The following is a 17,618-nucleotide window of genomic DNA, read 5'->3' on the forward strand; positions in this document are numbered from 1 at the left end:
TTTACCCTAATATTAACATAATCTATCCATTTATTTTAACAATAAGAAACCGCTTTAAATTTAATATGCGGTTTCTTAAAATACCGAATAAAGGTTCGTCTTTTTTGTTGTATAATTTGATTATAAAGTTTATAATCAAATTATAAATTACGTACGTAATATGGAGGTTTGTTATGGACGCAACTTTTAGTTATAATTTCCCTTCAATTAGAGGATTACAGGCTGGAAATGAGTATTTTGTCGCAATGTGTCCGCTTAGGATTATTCCGAAGATCTTTCTTTTTGATGAAGAAGAAATTCCACCAGAGCATAGAGCACAAAGAATACTTAATAAGGCAAGAATTCCAGAGATGACTAACTACATTGTCGAAAATCAAAAAGATTATGTATTTTCATCAATTACAGCATCTGTCGATGGAGAGGTCGAATTTTTCCCATTTAATAATGACCAGTCGTCCAAAGATATAGGACAACTAAGGATTGCCTTAGATGCTAGATTCTTAATAAATGATGGTCAACATAGACGTGCAGCCATTGAAGAAGCATTAAAGATATCTCCTGAACTCGGAAATGAAACAATATCAGTTGTTTTTTTCCATGATGAAGGCCTTAGGAAATCACAGCAAATCTTTTCAGATTTAAATAGACATGCTGTTAATACAACATCTTCTATAGGAATTTTATATGACCACCGTGATCAAATATCTATGGTAACGAAAGACATAATTTCAGCTACTCCTTTATTAAGTCGCTACACGGATAAAGAAAGAGTCTCACTATCTAAAAACTCACCAAAAATACTAGCTTTGAATCATATTTATAATACAAATTTAAAAATAATAAATAAAAGTAAGGGTGACTCCATTACGACGGAAGAGGAAAACTTTTTGAGGGAATTTTGGTCAACTTTGTGTGAATCTATTGTAGAATGGAATTTGGTCTTTAAAAAGGAGCTTAATCCTCGTGATTTGAGGGCTCATTTTATTGTTGGTCATGGGGTATTCTTAGAAGCCATCGGACTCGTTGGTAACTACCTTCGTCTCTACCATGAAACTGATTGGAAACCATATATTTATAGTCTATCAAAAATTGACTGGCACAGGAGTAATACTGAGGACTGGCTAGGCAGAGCATTTAATCAAAATGGAAGAATTCAAAAAACTTCTTATACGATTCAATTAACTTCAATTAGAATAAAGCAAATGATCAATCTTCCATTAACGGAAAGTGAACAAACTTTAGAAAATAAATTTTTCCAAGGAGTAGTTTAATATGACTTTCGGCATTATAAGTAACGCACTAACACGTGAAATGCCTTTTGTTGATGAAGCAAAAGAAAATATAAAAAAAGCATATAAAGAAGATAACAGACCTTGGGTAGTTGGCTATAGCGGTGGAAAAGACTCTACTGTAGTGGTTCAGTTAGTTTTTGAAGCTTTAAATGAAATGCCTAAGGAGGAATTACATAAGAAAGTATATGTGATTTCTTCTGATACTTTAGTAGAAACACCATTAATCATCAATTCTATTAATCAAACACTTAGGAGAATTCAAGACGAAGCATTAAAAAGAGATCTGCCAATCGAAACACATAAAGTTAAACCTGATTTTCAAAATTCTTTCTGGGTAAATATTATTGGTAAAGGTTACCCTACACCGAATCAACAATTTAGATGGTGTACCGATCGATTAAAGATTGATCCTGCGAATCAATTTATTATGGATAAAGTATCATCCTTCGGAGAAGTTATTATGGTTTTAGGAGTTCGTGAGGATGAAAGTCAGACACGTGGAAATGTAATCCGTTCTCACACAGTAGATGGAAAAACATTTATGAGACATTCTACCCTTTCAAATGCTTATGTATATGCACCAATCAGAAGTTTTACTCTTGATGACGTGTGGGATTATCTACTTAATTTTGACTCACCTTGGGGAGATGACAACAAGGAACTTCATAGACTGTACCAAGATTCCAACAGTGGTGAATGCCCTCTCGTTATTGACAAAAACATTAAGGAAAGTGCCGGTTCATGTGGAAACAGTCGTTTTGGCTGTTGGGTTTGCACAGTAGTTAATGAAGATAAGGCTTTATCCGGATTTATTTTAAGTGGGCATGATTGGATGAAACCATTGCTTGATTTCAGAAATTGGCTAACAACAATTCGTGATGATCGTACAAAAAGAATGAAATATAGAAAGCATGGACAGGTTTATTATAAAGAAGTAAAAATTGAAGAAATTGATGAAGTAAAATATGTACTTATTCCGAAAAAAGCAAGTAGAGCTAAACAGCTAATTAAGTTTGATGAATTTACCGAAGTTCCCAAAGAAGAGTTAAATGAGTATATTTCCAAACATAATATTGATCTAAGTTCTCCTGAGGATCACAAAATATTAGTTTCATATGACGAGGAAACATTAGAAGGTCATAAAATAAAAAAATATGCTCAGCTTGGTCTTGGACCTTATACGATGGAAGCTCGTAAAGAAATTCTAACTAATCTTTTAGAAGTTCAAAGAGATCTAAAACATCCTGAAGATCCACATTATGAACTCATTAGTATAGAAGAATTAAAAGCCATCCGGAAAATTTGGTTCAAAAACGGAGACTGGGAAGATCAGATCCCTACCCTCTTTAATAAAATTATGGGTTACTCCTTCGATTGGGAGATGGACGACCGTCCACTCTTCGATAAGGAACAAATTTCTGACCTTGAATTACTTGCTGATCAATTTAAAGTAGACATCAAGGTTATTAAAAAACTAATTTCAATTGAAAAGGACTATTCTGGCTTCAAAGTAAGACGAGGGCTAATGGATGAAATTGGTAAGGCGTTAAAGCAAGACTATTTACATTTATAATAGTAGAAAATGAGGTTTTAGAATGATTATAAATGAAATCCAATTAACCAATATTGGTGCATATAGAGGGAGCAATTCTTTTGACTTTCGGCCGTTAAAGGATAAAAATGTCATCTTAATCGGCGGAGAAAATGGTGCTGGAAAAACTACGTTATTAAACGCTATAAAACTTGGTTTATTTGGTTCATACGGCTATGGCTTTAAGACTGAGAATGCTGAGTACTACAAAAGAGTCCAAAGTATGCTTAATCATGGGGCAAAAAGGATTGGTGAAAACAATTTTAGAATAAAACTTGAGTTCTCATTAGTTGATGATTTTGAAAAAGTAGATTATATATTATACCGCTATTGGAATTTTAAAAACCAAAGTCTAAAGGAATCGTTCGATTTAATTGCAAACGGTAAACATCTTTCAGATTATGAAAAGGACCTTTTCCAATCTAAGTTAAAAGAAGTTATGCCGCCACAACTACTAGACCTTTGCCTATTTGATGGTGAGGAAATATCCAGGATTGTTAACAAAGACCTCCTATCTGAATATTTAAGTAATTTATCAAGGGTGGTATTTAACCTTGATTTATTTGAAAAACTTGAGGATGATTTAGATAGCTACTCCAATCAATCACTAGATTTGGAGAAAATGGAATCCTTAGAAAAAGAACTTTACACCTTGAACCAAAGTGAAAAGGAACTAAGAGCAAATATTGTTGTAGCCATTGAAAAAGAAAAAGAACTTTCTTCATCAAGAGAACAATTGAATGATGAATACCAAAGATTAAAATATGACTTTGAAAATTATGGTGGACTCATAAAAGACGAACGCGAAAATATCATTAGACAAATGAATGTTATTGAAGCCACTAGAAAACAAAACATGGAAAAAATTCGAAACTTTGTTTCGAACACTCTTCCCTTCTACTTATCAAAAAATCTGCTCTCTGAAACTCGAGAGCAGATCCAAAGTGAAGAGTCTATGCAACTTTCAAAACAACTTAATGTTAAACTCACTGACGAGAATATGAAAGATTTGCTTAGTTCCATATTAGGTTCGTATGAAGCAAGCACAGGGCAAGTTTTAAAAGAAAAGTTATTAAAATTAGTGAAACCAGAAATAGACATACAGCAAATACATGGTGCCTCCTTCTCAGAAAGCAGTTTGGTCGAAAATGCATTTCTTAAAGTTTCAAGTAATTCAAAAGAAGAATATTTGAATATCATTGAAGAAAATAGAACTAGACTGACCGAACATCAAGCACTACGAGAAAAACTTACAGTCAACGATAACACAAACGAGTTTAGCGATATGATTCAGCAAATGGAGAATATTCAACATAACATTATTATATTGGACCAACAGATAGTTGAGCATGAAACACAACTACAGAAATGGAAAGATGATATTGAAGTTATTATTAACGCGATCAATAAAATTCAACATTCTCTAAAAGATAATGATAAAACAAAGAGTTCTTTCCTTGAATCACAGAAGATCATTACGTTAAGTAGGCGTTTCAGAGAAATCCAATTAAAAAAGAAGCTACAACAAGTGCAATTTGAAGCGACCTCGATGTTAAAAAGGATTTTTAGAAAACATAACTATGTATCATCTATTTATGTTGATTACGAAACATATGATGTCATTTTGTATGATTCACAGAAGGAAAAAATCGAAAAAACTACCCTTTCAGCTGGAGAAAAAGAAATCTTACTGATCTCGATTATTTGGGCCATTTTTAAATGCTCTGGTAGAAAAGTTCCTTTTATATTTGATACATTACTTGGCCGTTTGGATAAAACTCATAAAGCAGCTGTTTTATCCGAGTTCATTCCAAATTGTGGAAGGCAAGCTATTATCCTATCGACAGATTCAGAAATTGATCTACAGCATTATTCACTCTTAGAAAAAATTGTGGCAAAGGAATATATGTTGGAATTTAATGTTGAAAAACAAGAAACACGTATACTAGACCGATATTTTCCTTTTAAACAAATGGAGTTGGGAATATGAACTTTCGATTAAAAACCTCAAAAGCAACTGGTGAAAAATTAAATAGTCTACAGGCTGCAACAGGACTTACGTGGAACATCTTATCAAGAATAGCGGTTTCTTTATCTTTAAAGGACCCGTCCATTCCTGAGTTAGTTGAAAATAAATCAGGTGTAGATATCCACAGAAATGCTATGACTGGGGAAAATGATTATATTTACAAAGCCCTTATACGACAACATGCTAAGCAGAATATATCAGATGAAGAATATTTTCCAGACATGTTTAATGCTCATTTGGAAAGAGGAATTGTATTACTTGAAAATGAATACAAACATGCGGGTAATTATGAAAAGCTACTCGTAAACCTATTAAAAATGGAAAACTAGGTGAAATCGATGCTTTATTTAGATAATAGTGCTACAACACAGGTTCATCCTGAAGTAAAAGACGCTATGCTCCCCTATCTTATGGAGGAATTCGGTAACCCATCAAGCAAGTATTATTCTGTTGCCGAGAATGCAAAAAATGCAGTAAAAGAAGCAAGGAACTCTCTTGCTTCTTTACTGGGCTGTACCAGTTCCGAAATTATTTTTACAAGTGGTTCTACTGAAAGTAATAATATGATTATCAAGGGTGTAGCAGATTATTATTCAAACAAAGGGAACCACATAATAACAACAAAAGTTGAACACCCCTCTATCATAGAAACCTGCAAGTTTTTAGAAACTAAAGGTTTTGAAGTTACCTATCTTGATGTAGACCGTTTCGGAAGAATTAATATAGAAAAACTGAGGAATGAAATTAGAGAGGATACAATCCTTGTCTCTATAATCTGGGGGAATAACGAGCTTGGGTCGTTAAACGATATGGAGGCTATATCTAATCTATGTTTTCAGGAAAAAGTTCTATTACACTCTGATGCAACTCAAATAATTGGTAAAGTGGAAATCGATTTATCTAATTACACAGGTCTAACGTTTCTATCATTCTCTGGCCATAAGTTTCATGGTCCTAAAGGAATTGGCGGTTCTTTTATTCGAAAAGATCAATACGACATTTTGACTCGGATTACTCCCCTTTTACACGGTGGTGGCCAAGAACAAGGCATTAGAAGTGGGACGCTTCCAGTTCATAATATTGTTGGAATCGGTAAGGCTGCAGATATTGTGTTGAAAAACATAAAAGGAAATATTCACAAACTTTCTGAACTTGAGACATATTTAACTGATATATTAAAAGAAAAATTTAAAGATCACATTATATTTAATAATGATGTTATAAATAAAATTCCTGGGTTGATAAGTGTTCAATTCAAAGGAGTTAATAATGAAATTTTGGTAAAAAAACTTGCTCCGATTATTGCTGCCTCTACTGGGTCAGCTTGCAGTTCTAGTAAACCATCACATGTACTTGCTGCAATCGGCTTAAACATAGATCAGGTTAGATCTACTATAAGATTTTCGATGTCGTCCTATACTACTAAAGAAGACTTGGATATTTTTAAACAATTGTAGGAGGTCTCGCCTCCTACTTTATTCCATGCTTTTGGACAGTCTCCATTTTAATCCCCCTAGATATAACACTCTAAAAAAGGAGTAGAATAATGGATATTTTGGGAATGCTTAACGATTTTATTAAAGACAATAAAACCGATGAACAACTTGCTAATGAGTTCCTTAAACTATTAAATAAAGGAAATTCTCTAGAACATATAGCGAAATTATATGAGATTGCACCGCAAAGAATTCGTGAGATTATTAAAAATTCTGGTAAACCAAATAGTAAATCCAATGAAAAAAACATTAATACACTCCCATCTTTCAATAAAGATTTAGATAATAAAAATGATATACAACTTGCTGCCAAATTTATATCTCATTTAAATAAAGGTCTGTCTATTTACGACATATCTAAAAAATTCAATTTCCCTGTTGAAAAAGTAAAGGAAATTCTCATCAATACAGGCTATAGCAATGTGATTACCACTAATGAGGAGAAAACTAAACTAACTGCTAAAACATCAGAAATACCTCAAAAGAACACTAAAACGGATTTACAACTTGCTAACGAGTTTGTAACTCTATTATATAAAGGAAAATCTCTTGAAATAATTGCAGAACTTTATGAGTTTCCAATTGAAAAAATAAAAGAGATTTTAAGTACGAATGGTTACAAAAATTTTATGTCATCCTTTGAAAAAAGAAATCAATACACTACCGTACAACTTGCTGACGAATTAGCCGCTCTTTTAAATAATAAAGGCAATTCTATTGAAAAGGTTGCTGAAAGGCATAATCTTTCTACGCACCAAGTTAAGGATATCCTTGCTATCGCTGGTTACACATATTATGGATTCTCCAAAAAGTGGAAAAACACACATACACCTAAGCAAACAAAAAAATCCAGTAGTAGTTCAAAGAACAAATCGGCAAATAAAGCTAATAAAAACACCATAGAAAAAGTGTCTCTTCATCATCAACTTCCTTTAGCGGTTAATGAATTAAACGATGGCAAACTCATGAAATTTGTAGCAGAGTTGTTTAATATTACCTCAGCAAATTTACGGCTTGATCTAAAAAATAATAATTACCGGTATGATGCTTTATTTAAGGTTTGGACTAAAGATAGTAGAAGAACATTGGTGGAGAAATTAGCAAAAGATCTGTATGATGGTAAGATTACATTTAAGGATCTTGAAAAACAAAATGTTAACGTAAAAATTTTAGAAATTGAACTTAGGCACAGTGGTCATGCATATAAAAAACTCGAAAAAAGTAGCAATTCAAACGATACTCCTCTTACCACTAAAACCAACAAACAATTAAACAATGAAACAGTTACTGATAGGTTAAAAACACACCACTTAATTACTGCAGAAATGTTAAGGCAGGAAGAGGAAGAAGAAAATATTTTACTTGCTATAGATGAAGAAATAAAAGCTGAAGCTACTGTTGAAAGTAAAGAAAAGTTAAATGAAGATGAAATTTCTACTCTTAAAGAGATGATAAATTTTTGGAAGCAAAAGAAGGAAGAGGAAGAGGAAGCAAATGTTAGTAATGTAAAAGTTGAAACAACTATTTTTATTAGTTCTGAATTATTATCAATATTAACTAAAGCATCTGAACAAGAAGGAATAAGCCGTTCCTTGATTATAGAAGAAGCATTAAAGGCTTATTTAATATACTAGTAACTAGGAGGCGGGTCTATACCGCCTCTTAAACTTTATAGGTTGATTAAAACTCCTTTTTCACAACAACATTTCAGTTCACGTATTTTTGAAATACTTCTCCCTTAAAAATTATGATAAACATTATTTATTAACCCCTAACTTACCCTTATAATTAAAATATAAGAATTTTAAACTACTCTAATAACCAATCCTACCTGCCTTGAAAGGATGTATGTATAGCTTGGATATAATAGGGATACTCAACGAGTATATAAAAAATAATAAAACAGAAGAACAATTGGCTAGTGAATTTAAGACTTTATTAAATAAAGGCTATTCAATTGAAAAAATCTCCAAACAATATAATGTCACTCCCCAACAAATCAAGGAATTACTTGATAAAGCACAGACTACTTTAAATTATAATGGAATAGATTTTAAACAAGACAACTCTGGAAACAATCAAAAGAAAACAAATCAGACAAGCAAATTAGATAATAATCTTCTATATTCAGAATCCAAACCTGATAAAAGCAAAGAGTTAAGCAACAGTTTAGACCTCGTTGTGGATGTTATTAACGATGGTGTTCTACTAGAACAAGTTGCAAAAGAATATAATATTTCTCCAACGAAATTAAAAGACCTATTGGCATTTAATGGCTTTCGATACTATAGTTTCATGAATTATTGGACAAAAATGAGTAAAGAAGAACTATGTGAATATCTAGTAAAAGAGCTTAATCAAGGATTCTCCCCTTATGATTTATCAAGAAAATATGTTAAAGACAATTTTGATAGAATTACTTTTGTAAAAAATCTTGAACAATACCTTAAAAAGTACAATTATAAATATAACTTAACTAAAAAGATATGGAGTAAACCTACACCTAAACTTTCAACCATTGTTAAAGAATTAAATAAAGGTGTTTCAATGAAGGATGTGGTTGAATCTTTTAACATAACTACCATTAACTTACGACAAGAACTTAAAAATAATAAGTATCGGTTTGATCGGGTATTTAATATATGGACCCAAGATCAGAGAAGTGAACTTGTAAAAAATTTAGCAGACGAACTTATTTCTGGTAAAATAACTGTCAGAGATCTCAAGGAAAGAAATCTAAATACAGGACTATTAGAAGTAGAACTACAGTTTGGAGGATTTGATTTAAACTTAAGTGATAAAGACAATCCTTTAATAAAAAGCAATAACCAATTTCATTCAGCCATTGAACATGTTGATGATGAGAATGAGAGAAATATGGTCGATGTATTAAACACAAACGCTACTCAAAAAGATGATGTTCTGGAAAAAAAATCAAGCCCATATAAGCAGATAAATAAACCCGTTTCAGCTACAAGTACTGACATTTTTAATAATGAAGAGTTGACATGCTTAAAGGAAATGATTGACCAATGGGAACAAAGGAAAAATCAAAAACTTCAAATAAGTAGTGATTCAACCGAAATAAGTATTTACATTAAGAAGAATTTATTATTTCAACTTAATAAAGCAGCAGAGCATGAAGGAGTAAGTCGGTCATTATTGATCGAAAAAGCTCTAAATGTTTATTTAAAAAACTGAAAGGCGGGTTTCCTCCCGCCTTTTAAAAAGTTAATAAATCCGCTATATCGCGTAAATTTCTTTCTTTTGCACTTGTTTCTGCTTCCATCGACATAATTAACTCAATATATAGATTTAATGCTTTTTTAGGATCTTCCATTACCCTTTTGTATAAGATTTCTACCCCACCAGCAGCATATTCTTCAAAGATCTCCATCTTTGCATCAAAGCTATCTTCATCTGTATTAACAAGTTTAGGATCCCCGCTTTCGCTAATAGCTACAGCGTTAATGACTGTTTCATCAGTCTCCAGATTAAAGATATTCCAATTAATTCCTTCAAGGGTGGTTGTGAACTCTCTTCTTTTCTTTTCAATAAACCCAAGTACCCCGGCTGCCATGAATACATCTTTATACGTGGAGAAAATTCCAAACTCTCCTTGGTCGGTTAATTTTGAATATAATTCTTCTTGATCTTTCGGCCTTCTAATTCTTCTATACACCCTATTTCACCTCAATCGCTTCCGTAAATTCATATGGTTGATTTTTATTAATTCTAGGGTCGTTATATTTTAAATGATACTCTTTTCCGATTAGTTCTTTCATTTGCCCTTCAACTTCACCATGCCATTGTGAAGTTGATACAATAACAATTACCTGATCAGATAATTTATGAATACCCTTAGCAATCCTTTCACGGTGGTCAGAATCCAGGGCTCCGAATGGTGAATCCATTACAAGAGGATAAATCCCCCCCTCTTCAAACGCACTTTTATTTTCCTTTTTAAATTGTTCTCTTGCCAAATCAACTATTGCACCAATAAAGGAAAGACTCGTAATTTGTCTCTCTCCTTGAGACATTCCTACTTTGTTATTGTTCTGATTAACAACATTTAATTCATACTTATCAGAGAGCGTAATCTCATATCCTTTCCTTAAAAATTGTTTATAGACTCGGGTGATTCTTTCTTGCAATTGTTCTCTTACAAGCCCTTCACGTATATTATAAATGTCTTCCATAGTCTTAATTAACGTATGGCACGCTTCGATTCTTTTCTGGGCCAATTGGGCTTTATTTGCGATAGAACTTACTTTTTTCTGTTCTTTTTCTTTTTCAGCAAGTTTTGTGGATAGTTGCTTAATTTTTAGATCAATTCCACCAATTTCTCTTTCCGTTTGACTCTGTGTTTCCTCTAGCTTTTCTAATTTGTTCACTAAACCCGAAATTTCTTCGGAGTCCTTTTCATTAAGCTGCGATTTAATTTCGTTAATTTCTTCTCTTAGTCTTCTTTCTATACCTTGTAATTTTATTTCTTTTTGCTTTAGTTCCTTAAGGTGTTCATAAAATTTTTGACGTGCATCTTTAACAATCTTAATTCCAGACTTAAAATTAATAATAGCACTGTCTAGGCTTTGAGGAGGAAGAAATTCCTTGATCTTTAGTAAATGCTCATAGTGAGTGGAATCTTCTTTAATTTCAACTCCACATATACACTTTCCTCTTTCAATTAAATCATCAATAAATGAAGATGAACGAATACCAGGTATGCCAAAACCTTCACTTTCTTTTTCATTAATGACTTTTTCTGATTGATTAATAGCTGTATAACTAAATGCTAAATATCCACTTTTACTAACTGCCTCTCTAATTTCTTTTTGAACCTTCTTTAAATCTGATTGAACCTGGTCTAGTTCATCGTCTTTCTGTTCTTTTTCTTTTTGTAATTGTTGTGAGCCTTCTATAAATTTAAGCTTGTTTTCGATTTCTTTAATATGCTTTTTTGTAACTTCTAAGTTACTTACTTGAAGTTCTCTCCGACTCTCGAATTCCTGTTTTTCCGTCTCTAACCTTTCAATTTCTTCGATAAGATTAATTGTCTCAGGATCTCCATAGTTCTTCAATTCACTTCTAAATCTTGTGCTAGCATCGCCTGTATGTTTAATGGCACGCTCAAGAATTTCTAGACCCATAATTTTCTTGATGGCATTTTTTATTTCACCCGCACTATTGTCTTTTGACAGGTTATCAATTCTTTCCCCATCAAAGAAAAAATACGTTCTTAGGTTTTCCGGTAATATTCTATTGATTTCATCAGTTGGATTTGAAATAGTTTCTAAATTACCATTTCTTTTATAGTCTAAAAATACCTCAGGTTCCCCGTAATAAACTGAACCATTCCGGTCTTTTCGGACCACTACCCTTCTCTTTAAGTTATACATTTTATCATGGTCACTAAATTTAATACTAACAGAACATTCAACTTCTTTATTTGGTTCTACCACTTTAACCGCATGCTCATTAATAATATCTTTAGCATTTGGTAAGTCTAATTTTCCATAAAAACACCAACTAAAAGCATTTAATAGGGCTGTTTTACCTGAGCCGTTTTCACCATGAATTACCGTTACATTTCGATTTGATGATCTAGAAAATTCTATTCCTTGTTCTTGAAAATATTGACGAAAGTTTTTTAACTTTATTTCATGTAATAACATTATTTACTTCACCCGTTCTTTCACAATATCCATAATAGTTCCTGTGATATTTGTTCCCTGAAGGTTTTTTCTATGTAAAATTTCTTTTTCAGCTTCCAATATCTCCTTAAGGATAAACGCATATTCTTCAGGAAGCTTAATAAGAATACTTTGGACTTTTTCTTTTTCCACATTCATCAAGTTTCTACTCCTTTATATATCGATTAACTGGTAGGCATGTTTAAGTTTATTTAGTTTTTCATGGGCCAACGGACCGTTAATCGCTAAATCAGCAAATTCTGAAAACCTTGCCAATTCTCTCTTGATTAGGTTTCTCTCCGTATTAAACAATGAAGGTTCTAGTGTTTGTATTTCTTCTAGATGCCTAGGAACGACAATGAAGTCATGAATGTATGAGTATTGTTTGTTTTTATGCTTTCTTAATACTCTTCCGCGCCTTTGGATGAATTCCCTAGGATTAGTGCTGCTAGCAAGAATATAGGCCGTCTGAGTTGCAGGAACATCTACTCCTTCATCTAAACACTTGATCGCAACCAACGCTTGCAGTTCTCCACTTTCAAATCTCTCCAAAAGTTCTTTTCTTTCCTCTTTAGTTTCTCGTGATGTAAAGGTGTGAACATCCATATCCAATTCATTTCCTAGCATTTTCGTTACTGAATCTATCTGTTTTTCACCATCTATTTTACTATCACCACAATAGACGATGTTGAATTTTGAATCTGTTTGGCTTTTCATTATTTCCTTTAAAACACTTAGCTTATTCCGTGCCCTGCTGATAATCCTCGAACGTTCAATCATTAGTGATTGTAGAGACTCATTTTCATCGATCGAATCATTAAAAGCAGACATTCTTGCAATCTTTTTGGTAATTTCAAAATAGTATTCGCTTTCATCCTCGTCTAGGTAAACAATATGTGGATAGTAATAATATTCTGTTAAAAATTCACCAATTGCTTTATCTAAACCATACTTAAAAACAATCGAATTTCCAAAGTACTCAATTAACTCATCTGTTCCCTCTTCATCATGCCAACGGTTTGGCGTAGCTGAAAGCGCTAAACGGTACGGTATAGCTGAAACTAAACACTCTCTATTCTTTTTAGCACCAAGATGATGTGCCTCGTCTGCTATAAAAAGAACCTCAGAATTCAAAGTTTGTAAAATATTTTGCATCGTTTTTGAAGTGAACGTTGCAACTGTGGTAATTAAGCAAAAGTGGTTTATGATTCCAGATTCAAAAGCACTAATTTCTGATTGTAAATTATCTTCCCATAGCCATTTCGACTGATAAGCTACAATAGGTGACATTCCAAACCATTTAATATCTTTTACCCATTGGTCCACTAGATGGGTATAAGGGCAAACGATCACTACTCCTAAACGCTTAGTTACTTCCCATAATTTTGCTGTAGCACTTAACGCTGTTATCGTTTTTCCAGTCCCCGTCGCCATTTCCAAAAGACCCTGACAATTGTTTCTAAACCAATTTCGAATAGCTTCCTGTTGGTATTCTCTTATTTTTATAACAGGGGGAATATAAGGAGAAATTTCATTTTGCAACGACTTAACCTCCTGTTTAAAATATCTTATATAATGATGTATTTAAATTCATAAAATCCTTTTAAATTAATGATTCTATATTACTATTTTAATTATAACTGAATACATTATAAAGATACATAATCACCCCAAATAAGCAAAAAGAGGGATTAGTGAACCTCTCTTTTTGGTGGTTTCGTGAATATTTCTATTATAACGATTAGTTCCTAAAGTATAAAAATGTGTTAAATCATTTAAAACTCCTCTTTCTGCATTATTAGTAAAACCTTTATATATCTGATAGCTTGTTCATTTTCATCTGTAGTTGCTACAAATATTATATTACTGCCATTTGACCGGTATGTTTTCTGATGCAATAGGTGAAGTGAGACTTAAATATGTTTCTAAAATTCGGATTATGCCGTTAAAACCTGTTACAACTGTACTTTCCGATTCTTTATTGTCACCGAGTCCGTCTGGATAAGTGGAAGAATCCATCCAGTAGCCTTGAATGATCTTTAAAATGGGTACCTACTTTTTTTTTCAGCGAAAACCTTTTAGCTTCTTATTAAAACGAGACTTTTTAACTAATTTAATTCTACAGAAAAATGTTATTTCTTTTTATTTACTTTAAGATTTATACAATGTTTAACGCGTTCTCAAAAAGGTGTACCATTTTGTAGTACACTCCTACTTTAATTATTTTATGTTGATAATTCTTATATTCTGGTATGAAACCATAGAAAATATATATTGAAGCTTCCTAATTGAAATGATCAAAATGTTAAAGGGCCGGTGGTCGGGCACCCAATACCAGATTCCAAACGAAAAGTATTCAGAGCCTTTCAAGATAATGAAGCCTTGAGAGCTGTTCATATAACCTAATTAAAATGCCAAAAAACAGCACCTTTATTCTCATTAAGGTGCTGTTTTGAAAAAAAAACTCACTTACTTATGATATGGTTCACCCCGATTAATCCCAAAACACTCTTATTAAATATTTAATTACCATCCGTTTTTAATTCCTTTTTTATTTAAAAGACCCTATATTAGATTATTTATATCGATAATCCTATCCGCAATTATTCTAAAACCTGCTTGAGAGTTGTTCCCACTAAAAGTGCCACCTGACTCCCAATCTTCTGTAAGAACCGTAGTATTATCTATAATCTTTTCAAATTGATATAACGCGCCTTGAACATTTTCTTCATATTTTAGACAATCTTGTAACACTAAATGTAATGAATACAAGCCAATTCCTTTTTGTATATTGTAGTCTCTATCGAAGTATGGTTGGTAAACATTAAAGCATGAGCTCCATTTTTTCCAAATTATTCTCCAAGTAGAATCCAGATAGGATTTAATTAGAGAAACAAATTTCTCTTCATACTCCTCTAAAACAGGTATTAGATCATCATTTAAATCTAATGGCTGCCACCCTCCTCCGTCAAATACAAAATAGGAATCTTCCTCATCTTTTGGATCTCGATAATAGCAAATAAACAGCTCTATAAGCGGAATTAAGGATTTTCTAAAGGCATTTAGGCTTATTATTCTTCCTTTTTCATCAGGTCCAATTGTTATTGCATTATACCAGATAGACTTTAAATCCTCATTTAATAACTTTGTTACTTTAATTGCAATATCCTCTATTATTTCGTCTAAACTCCTCAAGTACTGTTTGTCTTTTCTCCTTTCATGTCTTAAACGTATTGCAAGGTTTGTACTTATCTTTTTTGCCTTACTATTGATGTTAATGAACGTATCCATCTCATCTACTTCATGTTCTTCATTTATCACCATTATAGTCACTGGTAATTCAAAGGATTTGAATTGTTCATAGCGATTTGGATTATTAGCTGCCAGAAATTTAAATCCTTCAATTCTATGTTGACCATCTACAATTCTCAAGGGACCTTCTATCTGCAAATGGCCATCCTTAATATTTACTTTATCAGGATCAGTTGCAGTTAATACTCCAAGTGGTAAAAGAACTCTATCTTCCTTCTCTAAATACTGAGCAATTTTTTTATAGTGAGACGGAATAGGTGGTCTCTGATATCCCTCTCCTGTTACCGAATTAAAAACAGCAACAATTGAATTATGAATTAATTCCTCAACCGTCAATTTAACAAGGTATAATTGAATATCTTTTTGATTTAATGGGATAAAATCAGCTTTGATCATTTTGAAATTCCCCATTTCTTTCTATTTTTGTATTTAAGACTTGAACTAATTTACTTCGATCTTCTAGTGTTAACTCAGTCTTAAAAAGTTCATCCATTTTATCATAATCGAGTTCAAACACCCAATCCGGATTTGTAAGTAGCTTTGTTTTAAAATCAGTTAATTCATCCAAATCAACTTTTGTTGATAAGTTCAATAGAATTTGAAGCTTTAATTTTTGACCTAGTAACTCATTAAGATCTTGATTTGTATCATAGTTTTCTTTATTCCTATAATTTTCATAATGTAAATTCAAAAAATTTATAAATTCTTCTGTTGTTTCTAATACCACGTTCAATTTCTTTTTCTCAATAAAAAAGTCCATTTTTAAATATTGATCAAATGCACTTACAAGACCTTTTGTAATAGAAGGTAAAATCACAGAATCAACAATTTCAACTTTTATTAACTCATATAATTCAGATACTTTTTCACTTATAACTAGATTGAAAGTATCATTTAATTTGTCCACAAAATTCTTAAAAGACACCTTAACTGTTTCATTTTGTTCCATTAAATGATAAAGCCCAAATAAAACCCTCCACACTACATCATGTGATAATATTAACTTAGATATTATCTGACCTAAGGATTTTAAATGATCCTCTCTTTCAATTCTTAATTCTTCCTCCGTAAACTCAAAGTTTTCTTCAGAAATGTTTATTGTTGCTAAGTTGGTAAATTGTGTAGATAATAGCTGTACAATTGCTTTATAATTTTTCCCTAGTGATAGTAATTGTGATAACAATACATATACCTCTCTAAAATCGACATCATAATCAATTAATAGAGTATTTAATTTTCCTTGTAAATTTATATAAAACTCAGTTGCAAGCATCTCTTTTGCTCTTAATTTTTGTTCCTTAGTGCCCTTCTCTTGCAAGTGAGTATTTATTGTAGTTAATTGAGAATCTATATTAGATAGTAAATCATTAATTGAATTAATAATATCTTTGTAAAAGCCCTGTTGTTCATCATATGCATAATTTTTATATATAAGTTTATGTTCAAGTTCGCCCCAAAACATATGTACTAAAGATTTAATTTGTAACTCAACAGGAGTAGTTTGTCCATTTTCTATCCAAAGACATTCCATTTTATAGATTTCTTTTCCATTTTTTTGTTTCTCTGGTTGTTTGCCGTGTTTTATTAGAAGATAACCTGTACTTCTATCAACCTCTTCTAATTCAAAGAAGCCCAAATGTTCAGTATTTTGGTGGTTGAAAATTTTTTGTATTTCCTCATATAATTTTTTCTCATCATTATTTAACAAACAGACTAATCGTAATCCAATAATATCTTTAAGATTGTTAATAAATGTTTCCGGTTCTATTTCTTCAAATAATAAAACTTTATTTCTTATTATTTTTTCGCCCAAGCTATCTTCATTTTTAATTCTAGTATGTATTGAAATATTTTTCATAGCAATACTTTTTAAAAACCTATTATCTACATACTCACTAATGTTTTTTTCTACCTTCTGTAAATTATCCTTATTTTCAATAATTTTTTCTTTACTCCGATGGATAAAATCAATTAAATGTTGATCCACATGTAACACCTCATATTTGGGACAATTTTTTTAGATTGCAAACCTTTCTTTAAAAAACTACTTATTAAATTATTTATCATTTATTAAATCAAAGAAAATTTTACCAAATAATTTAAGATAATAATAGTGGAGAATTTTTAAAGGTATATCGAACCATGATTTGCGGTCAAATATGATCAAAAATATTTTCGTTTTCAAAGTACTTTTCAGACATAAAA

General features: G+C 31.8%; 13 protein-coding genes. 7 read left to right on the forward strand and 6 right to left on the reverse strand.

Features of this window, described 5'->3' with window-relative positions:
- Positions 1-173: 173 nt before the first annotated feature.
- The 7 genes from dndB to ACFQZ9_RS02045 all read left to right on the forward strand — a co-directional run bounded on the left by dndB (position 174) and on the right by ACFQZ9_RS02045 (position 9,609).
- Positions 174-1,271 carry a DNA sulfur modification protein DndB gene (gene dndB, locus ACFQZ9_RS02015; RefSeq protein WP_498942087.1) on the forward strand — a complete coding sequence of 366 codons (1,098 nt, stop codon included), beginning with the start codon at positions 174-176 and terminating at the stop codon, positions 1,269-1,271.
- A 1-nt stretch (position 1,272) separates the two neighbouring features.
- Complete coding sequence (gene dndC / locus ACFQZ9_RS02020) at positions 1,273-2,865, forward strand: DNA phosphorothioation system sulfurtransferase DndC (RefSeq protein ID WP_498942088.1); 1,593 nt, start codon at positions 1,273-1,275, stop codon at positions 2,863-2,865.
- A gap of 22 nt (positions 2,866-2,887) precedes the next feature.
- Positions 2,888-4,873 carry a DNA sulfur modification protein DndD gene (dndD, locus tag ACFQZ9_RS02025; RefSeq protein WP_498942089.1) on the forward strand — a complete coding sequence of 662 codons (1,986 nt, stop codon included), beginning with the start codon at positions 2,888-2,890 and terminating at the stop codon, positions 4,871-4,873.
- A complete protein-coding gene (gene dndE, locus ACFQZ9_RS02030; RefSeq protein WP_498942090.1) occupies positions 4,870-5,241 on the forward strand; it encodes a DNA sulfur modification protein DndE in 372 nt (123 codons plus the stop codon). Before dndD ends, dndE begins: the two co-directional genes overlap by 4 nt.
- A 9-nt stretch (positions 5,242-5,250) precedes the next feature.
- Complete coding sequence (locus tag ACFQZ9_RS02035) at positions 5,251-6,369, forward strand: cysteine desulfurase family protein (protein WP_498942091.1); 1,119 nt, start codon at positions 5,251-5,253, stop codon at positions 6,367-6,369.
- A gap of 89 nt (positions 6,370-6,458) precedes the next feature.
- On the forward strand, positions 6,459-8,042 hold the full coding sequence (locus tag ACFQZ9_RS02040; protein ID WP_498942092.1) for a ribbon-helix-helix domain-containing protein: 1,584 nt from the start codon (positions 6,459-6,461) through the stop codon (positions 8,040-8,042).
- 223 nt (positions 8,043-8,265) lie between these two features.
- A complete protein-coding gene (locus tag ACFQZ9_RS02045; RefSeq protein ID WP_498942093.1) occupies positions 8,266-9,609 on the forward strand; it encodes a ribbon-helix-helix domain-containing protein in 1,344 nt (447 codons plus the stop codon).
- 22 nt (positions 9,610-9,631) lie between these two features.
- Here the strand turns inward: ACFQZ9_RS02045 and ACFQZ9_RS02050 are convergent, their stop codons facing one another.
- From ACFQZ9_RS02050 to ACFQZ9_RS02075, 6 genes are all read right to left on the reverse strand, one after another.
- Positions 9,632-10,090, reverse strand: a complete 459-nt coding sequence (locus ACFQZ9_RS02050) for a DNA phosphorothioation-associated protein 4 (RefSeq protein ID WP_498942094.1) — start codon at positions 10,088-10,090, stop codon at positions 9,632-9,634.
- A 1-nt stretch (position 10,091) separates the two neighbouring features.
- Positions 10,092-12,083, reverse strand: a complete 1,992-nt coding sequence (locus ACFQZ9_RS02055; protein ID WP_498942095.1) for an AAA family ATPase — start codon at positions 12,081-12,083, stop codon at positions 10,092-10,094.
- Positions 12,084-12,086: 3 nt separating this feature from the next.
- The gene (locus tag ACFQZ9_RS02060; RefSeq protein WP_498942096.1) at positions 12,087-12,260 is read right to left on the reverse strand and encodes a hypothetical protein; all 174 of its coding nucleotides are present in this window, start codon (positions 12,258-12,260) and stop codon (positions 12,087-12,089) included.
- Between the two features lie 15 nt (positions 12,261-12,275).
- On the reverse strand, positions 12,276-13,643 hold the full coding sequence (locus ACFQZ9_RS02065) for a DEAD/DEAH box helicase family protein (RefSeq protein ID WP_498942097.1): 1,368 nt from the start codon (positions 13,641-13,643) through the stop codon (positions 12,276-12,278).
- A 1,023-nt stretch (positions 13,644-14,666) separates the two neighbouring features.
- Positions 14,667-15,809 (reverse strand): DGQHR domain-containing protein, encoded by a 1,143-nt coding sequence (locus ACFQZ9_RS02070; protein ID WP_498942098.1) that lies wholly within the window; start codon positions 15,807-15,809, stop codon positions 14,667-14,669.
- Positions 15,796-17,400: a RelA/SpoT-related domain-containing protein gene (locus ACFQZ9_RS02075; protein WP_498942099.1), complete on the reverse strand. Its 1,605-nt coding sequence runs from the start codon at positions 17,398-17,400 to the stop codon at positions 15,796-15,798. Before ACFQZ9_RS02075 ends, ACFQZ9_RS02070 begins: the two co-directional genes overlap by 14 nt.
- Positions 17,401-17,618 lie beyond the last annotated feature (218 nt).

It is taken from the genome of Neobacillus sp. GCM10027624 (genome assembly GCF_042675345.1).
GTDB classification, from domain to species: Bacteria; Bacillota; Bacilli; order Bacillales; family Cytobacillaceae; genus Neobacillus; species Neobacillus cucumis_D.

Bases quoted from the DNA above. Each gene is read 5' to 3' on its own strand.
- dndB (WP_498942087.1), top strand. From the start codon at position 174: ATGGACGCAACTTTTAGTTATAATTTCCCTTCAATTAGAGGATTACAG.
- ACFQZ9_RS02070 (WP_498942098.1), bottom strand. From the start codon at position 15,809: ATGATCAAAGCTGATTTTATCCCATTAAATCAAAAAGATATTCAATTA.
- ACFQZ9_RS02035 (WP_498942091.1), top strand. From the start codon at position 5,251: ATGCTTTATTTAGATAATAGTGCTACAACACAGGTTCATCCTGAAGTA.
- dndE (WP_498942090.1), top strand. From the start codon at position 4,870: ATGAACTTTCGATTAAAAACCTCAAAAGCAACTGGTGAAAAATTAAAT.
- ACFQZ9_RS02040 (WP_498942092.1), top strand. From the start codon at position 6,459: ATGGATATTTTGGGAATGCTTAACGATTTTATTAAAGACAATAAAACC.
- ACFQZ9_RS02060 (WP_498942096.1), bottom strand. From the start codon at position 12,260: ATGAATGTGGAAAAAGAAAAAGTCCAAAGTATTCTTATTAAGCTTCCT.
- dndC (WP_498942088.1), top strand. From the start codon at position 1,273: ATGACTTTCGGCATTATAAGTAACGCACTAACACGTGAAATGCCTTTT.
- dndD (WP_498942089.1), top strand. From the start codon at position 2,888: ATGATTATAAATGAAATCCAATTAACCAATATTGGTGCATATAGAGGG.
- ACFQZ9_RS02055 (WP_498942095.1), bottom strand. From the start codon at position 12,083: ATGTTATTACATGAAATAAAGTTAAAAAACTTTCGTCAATATTTTCAA.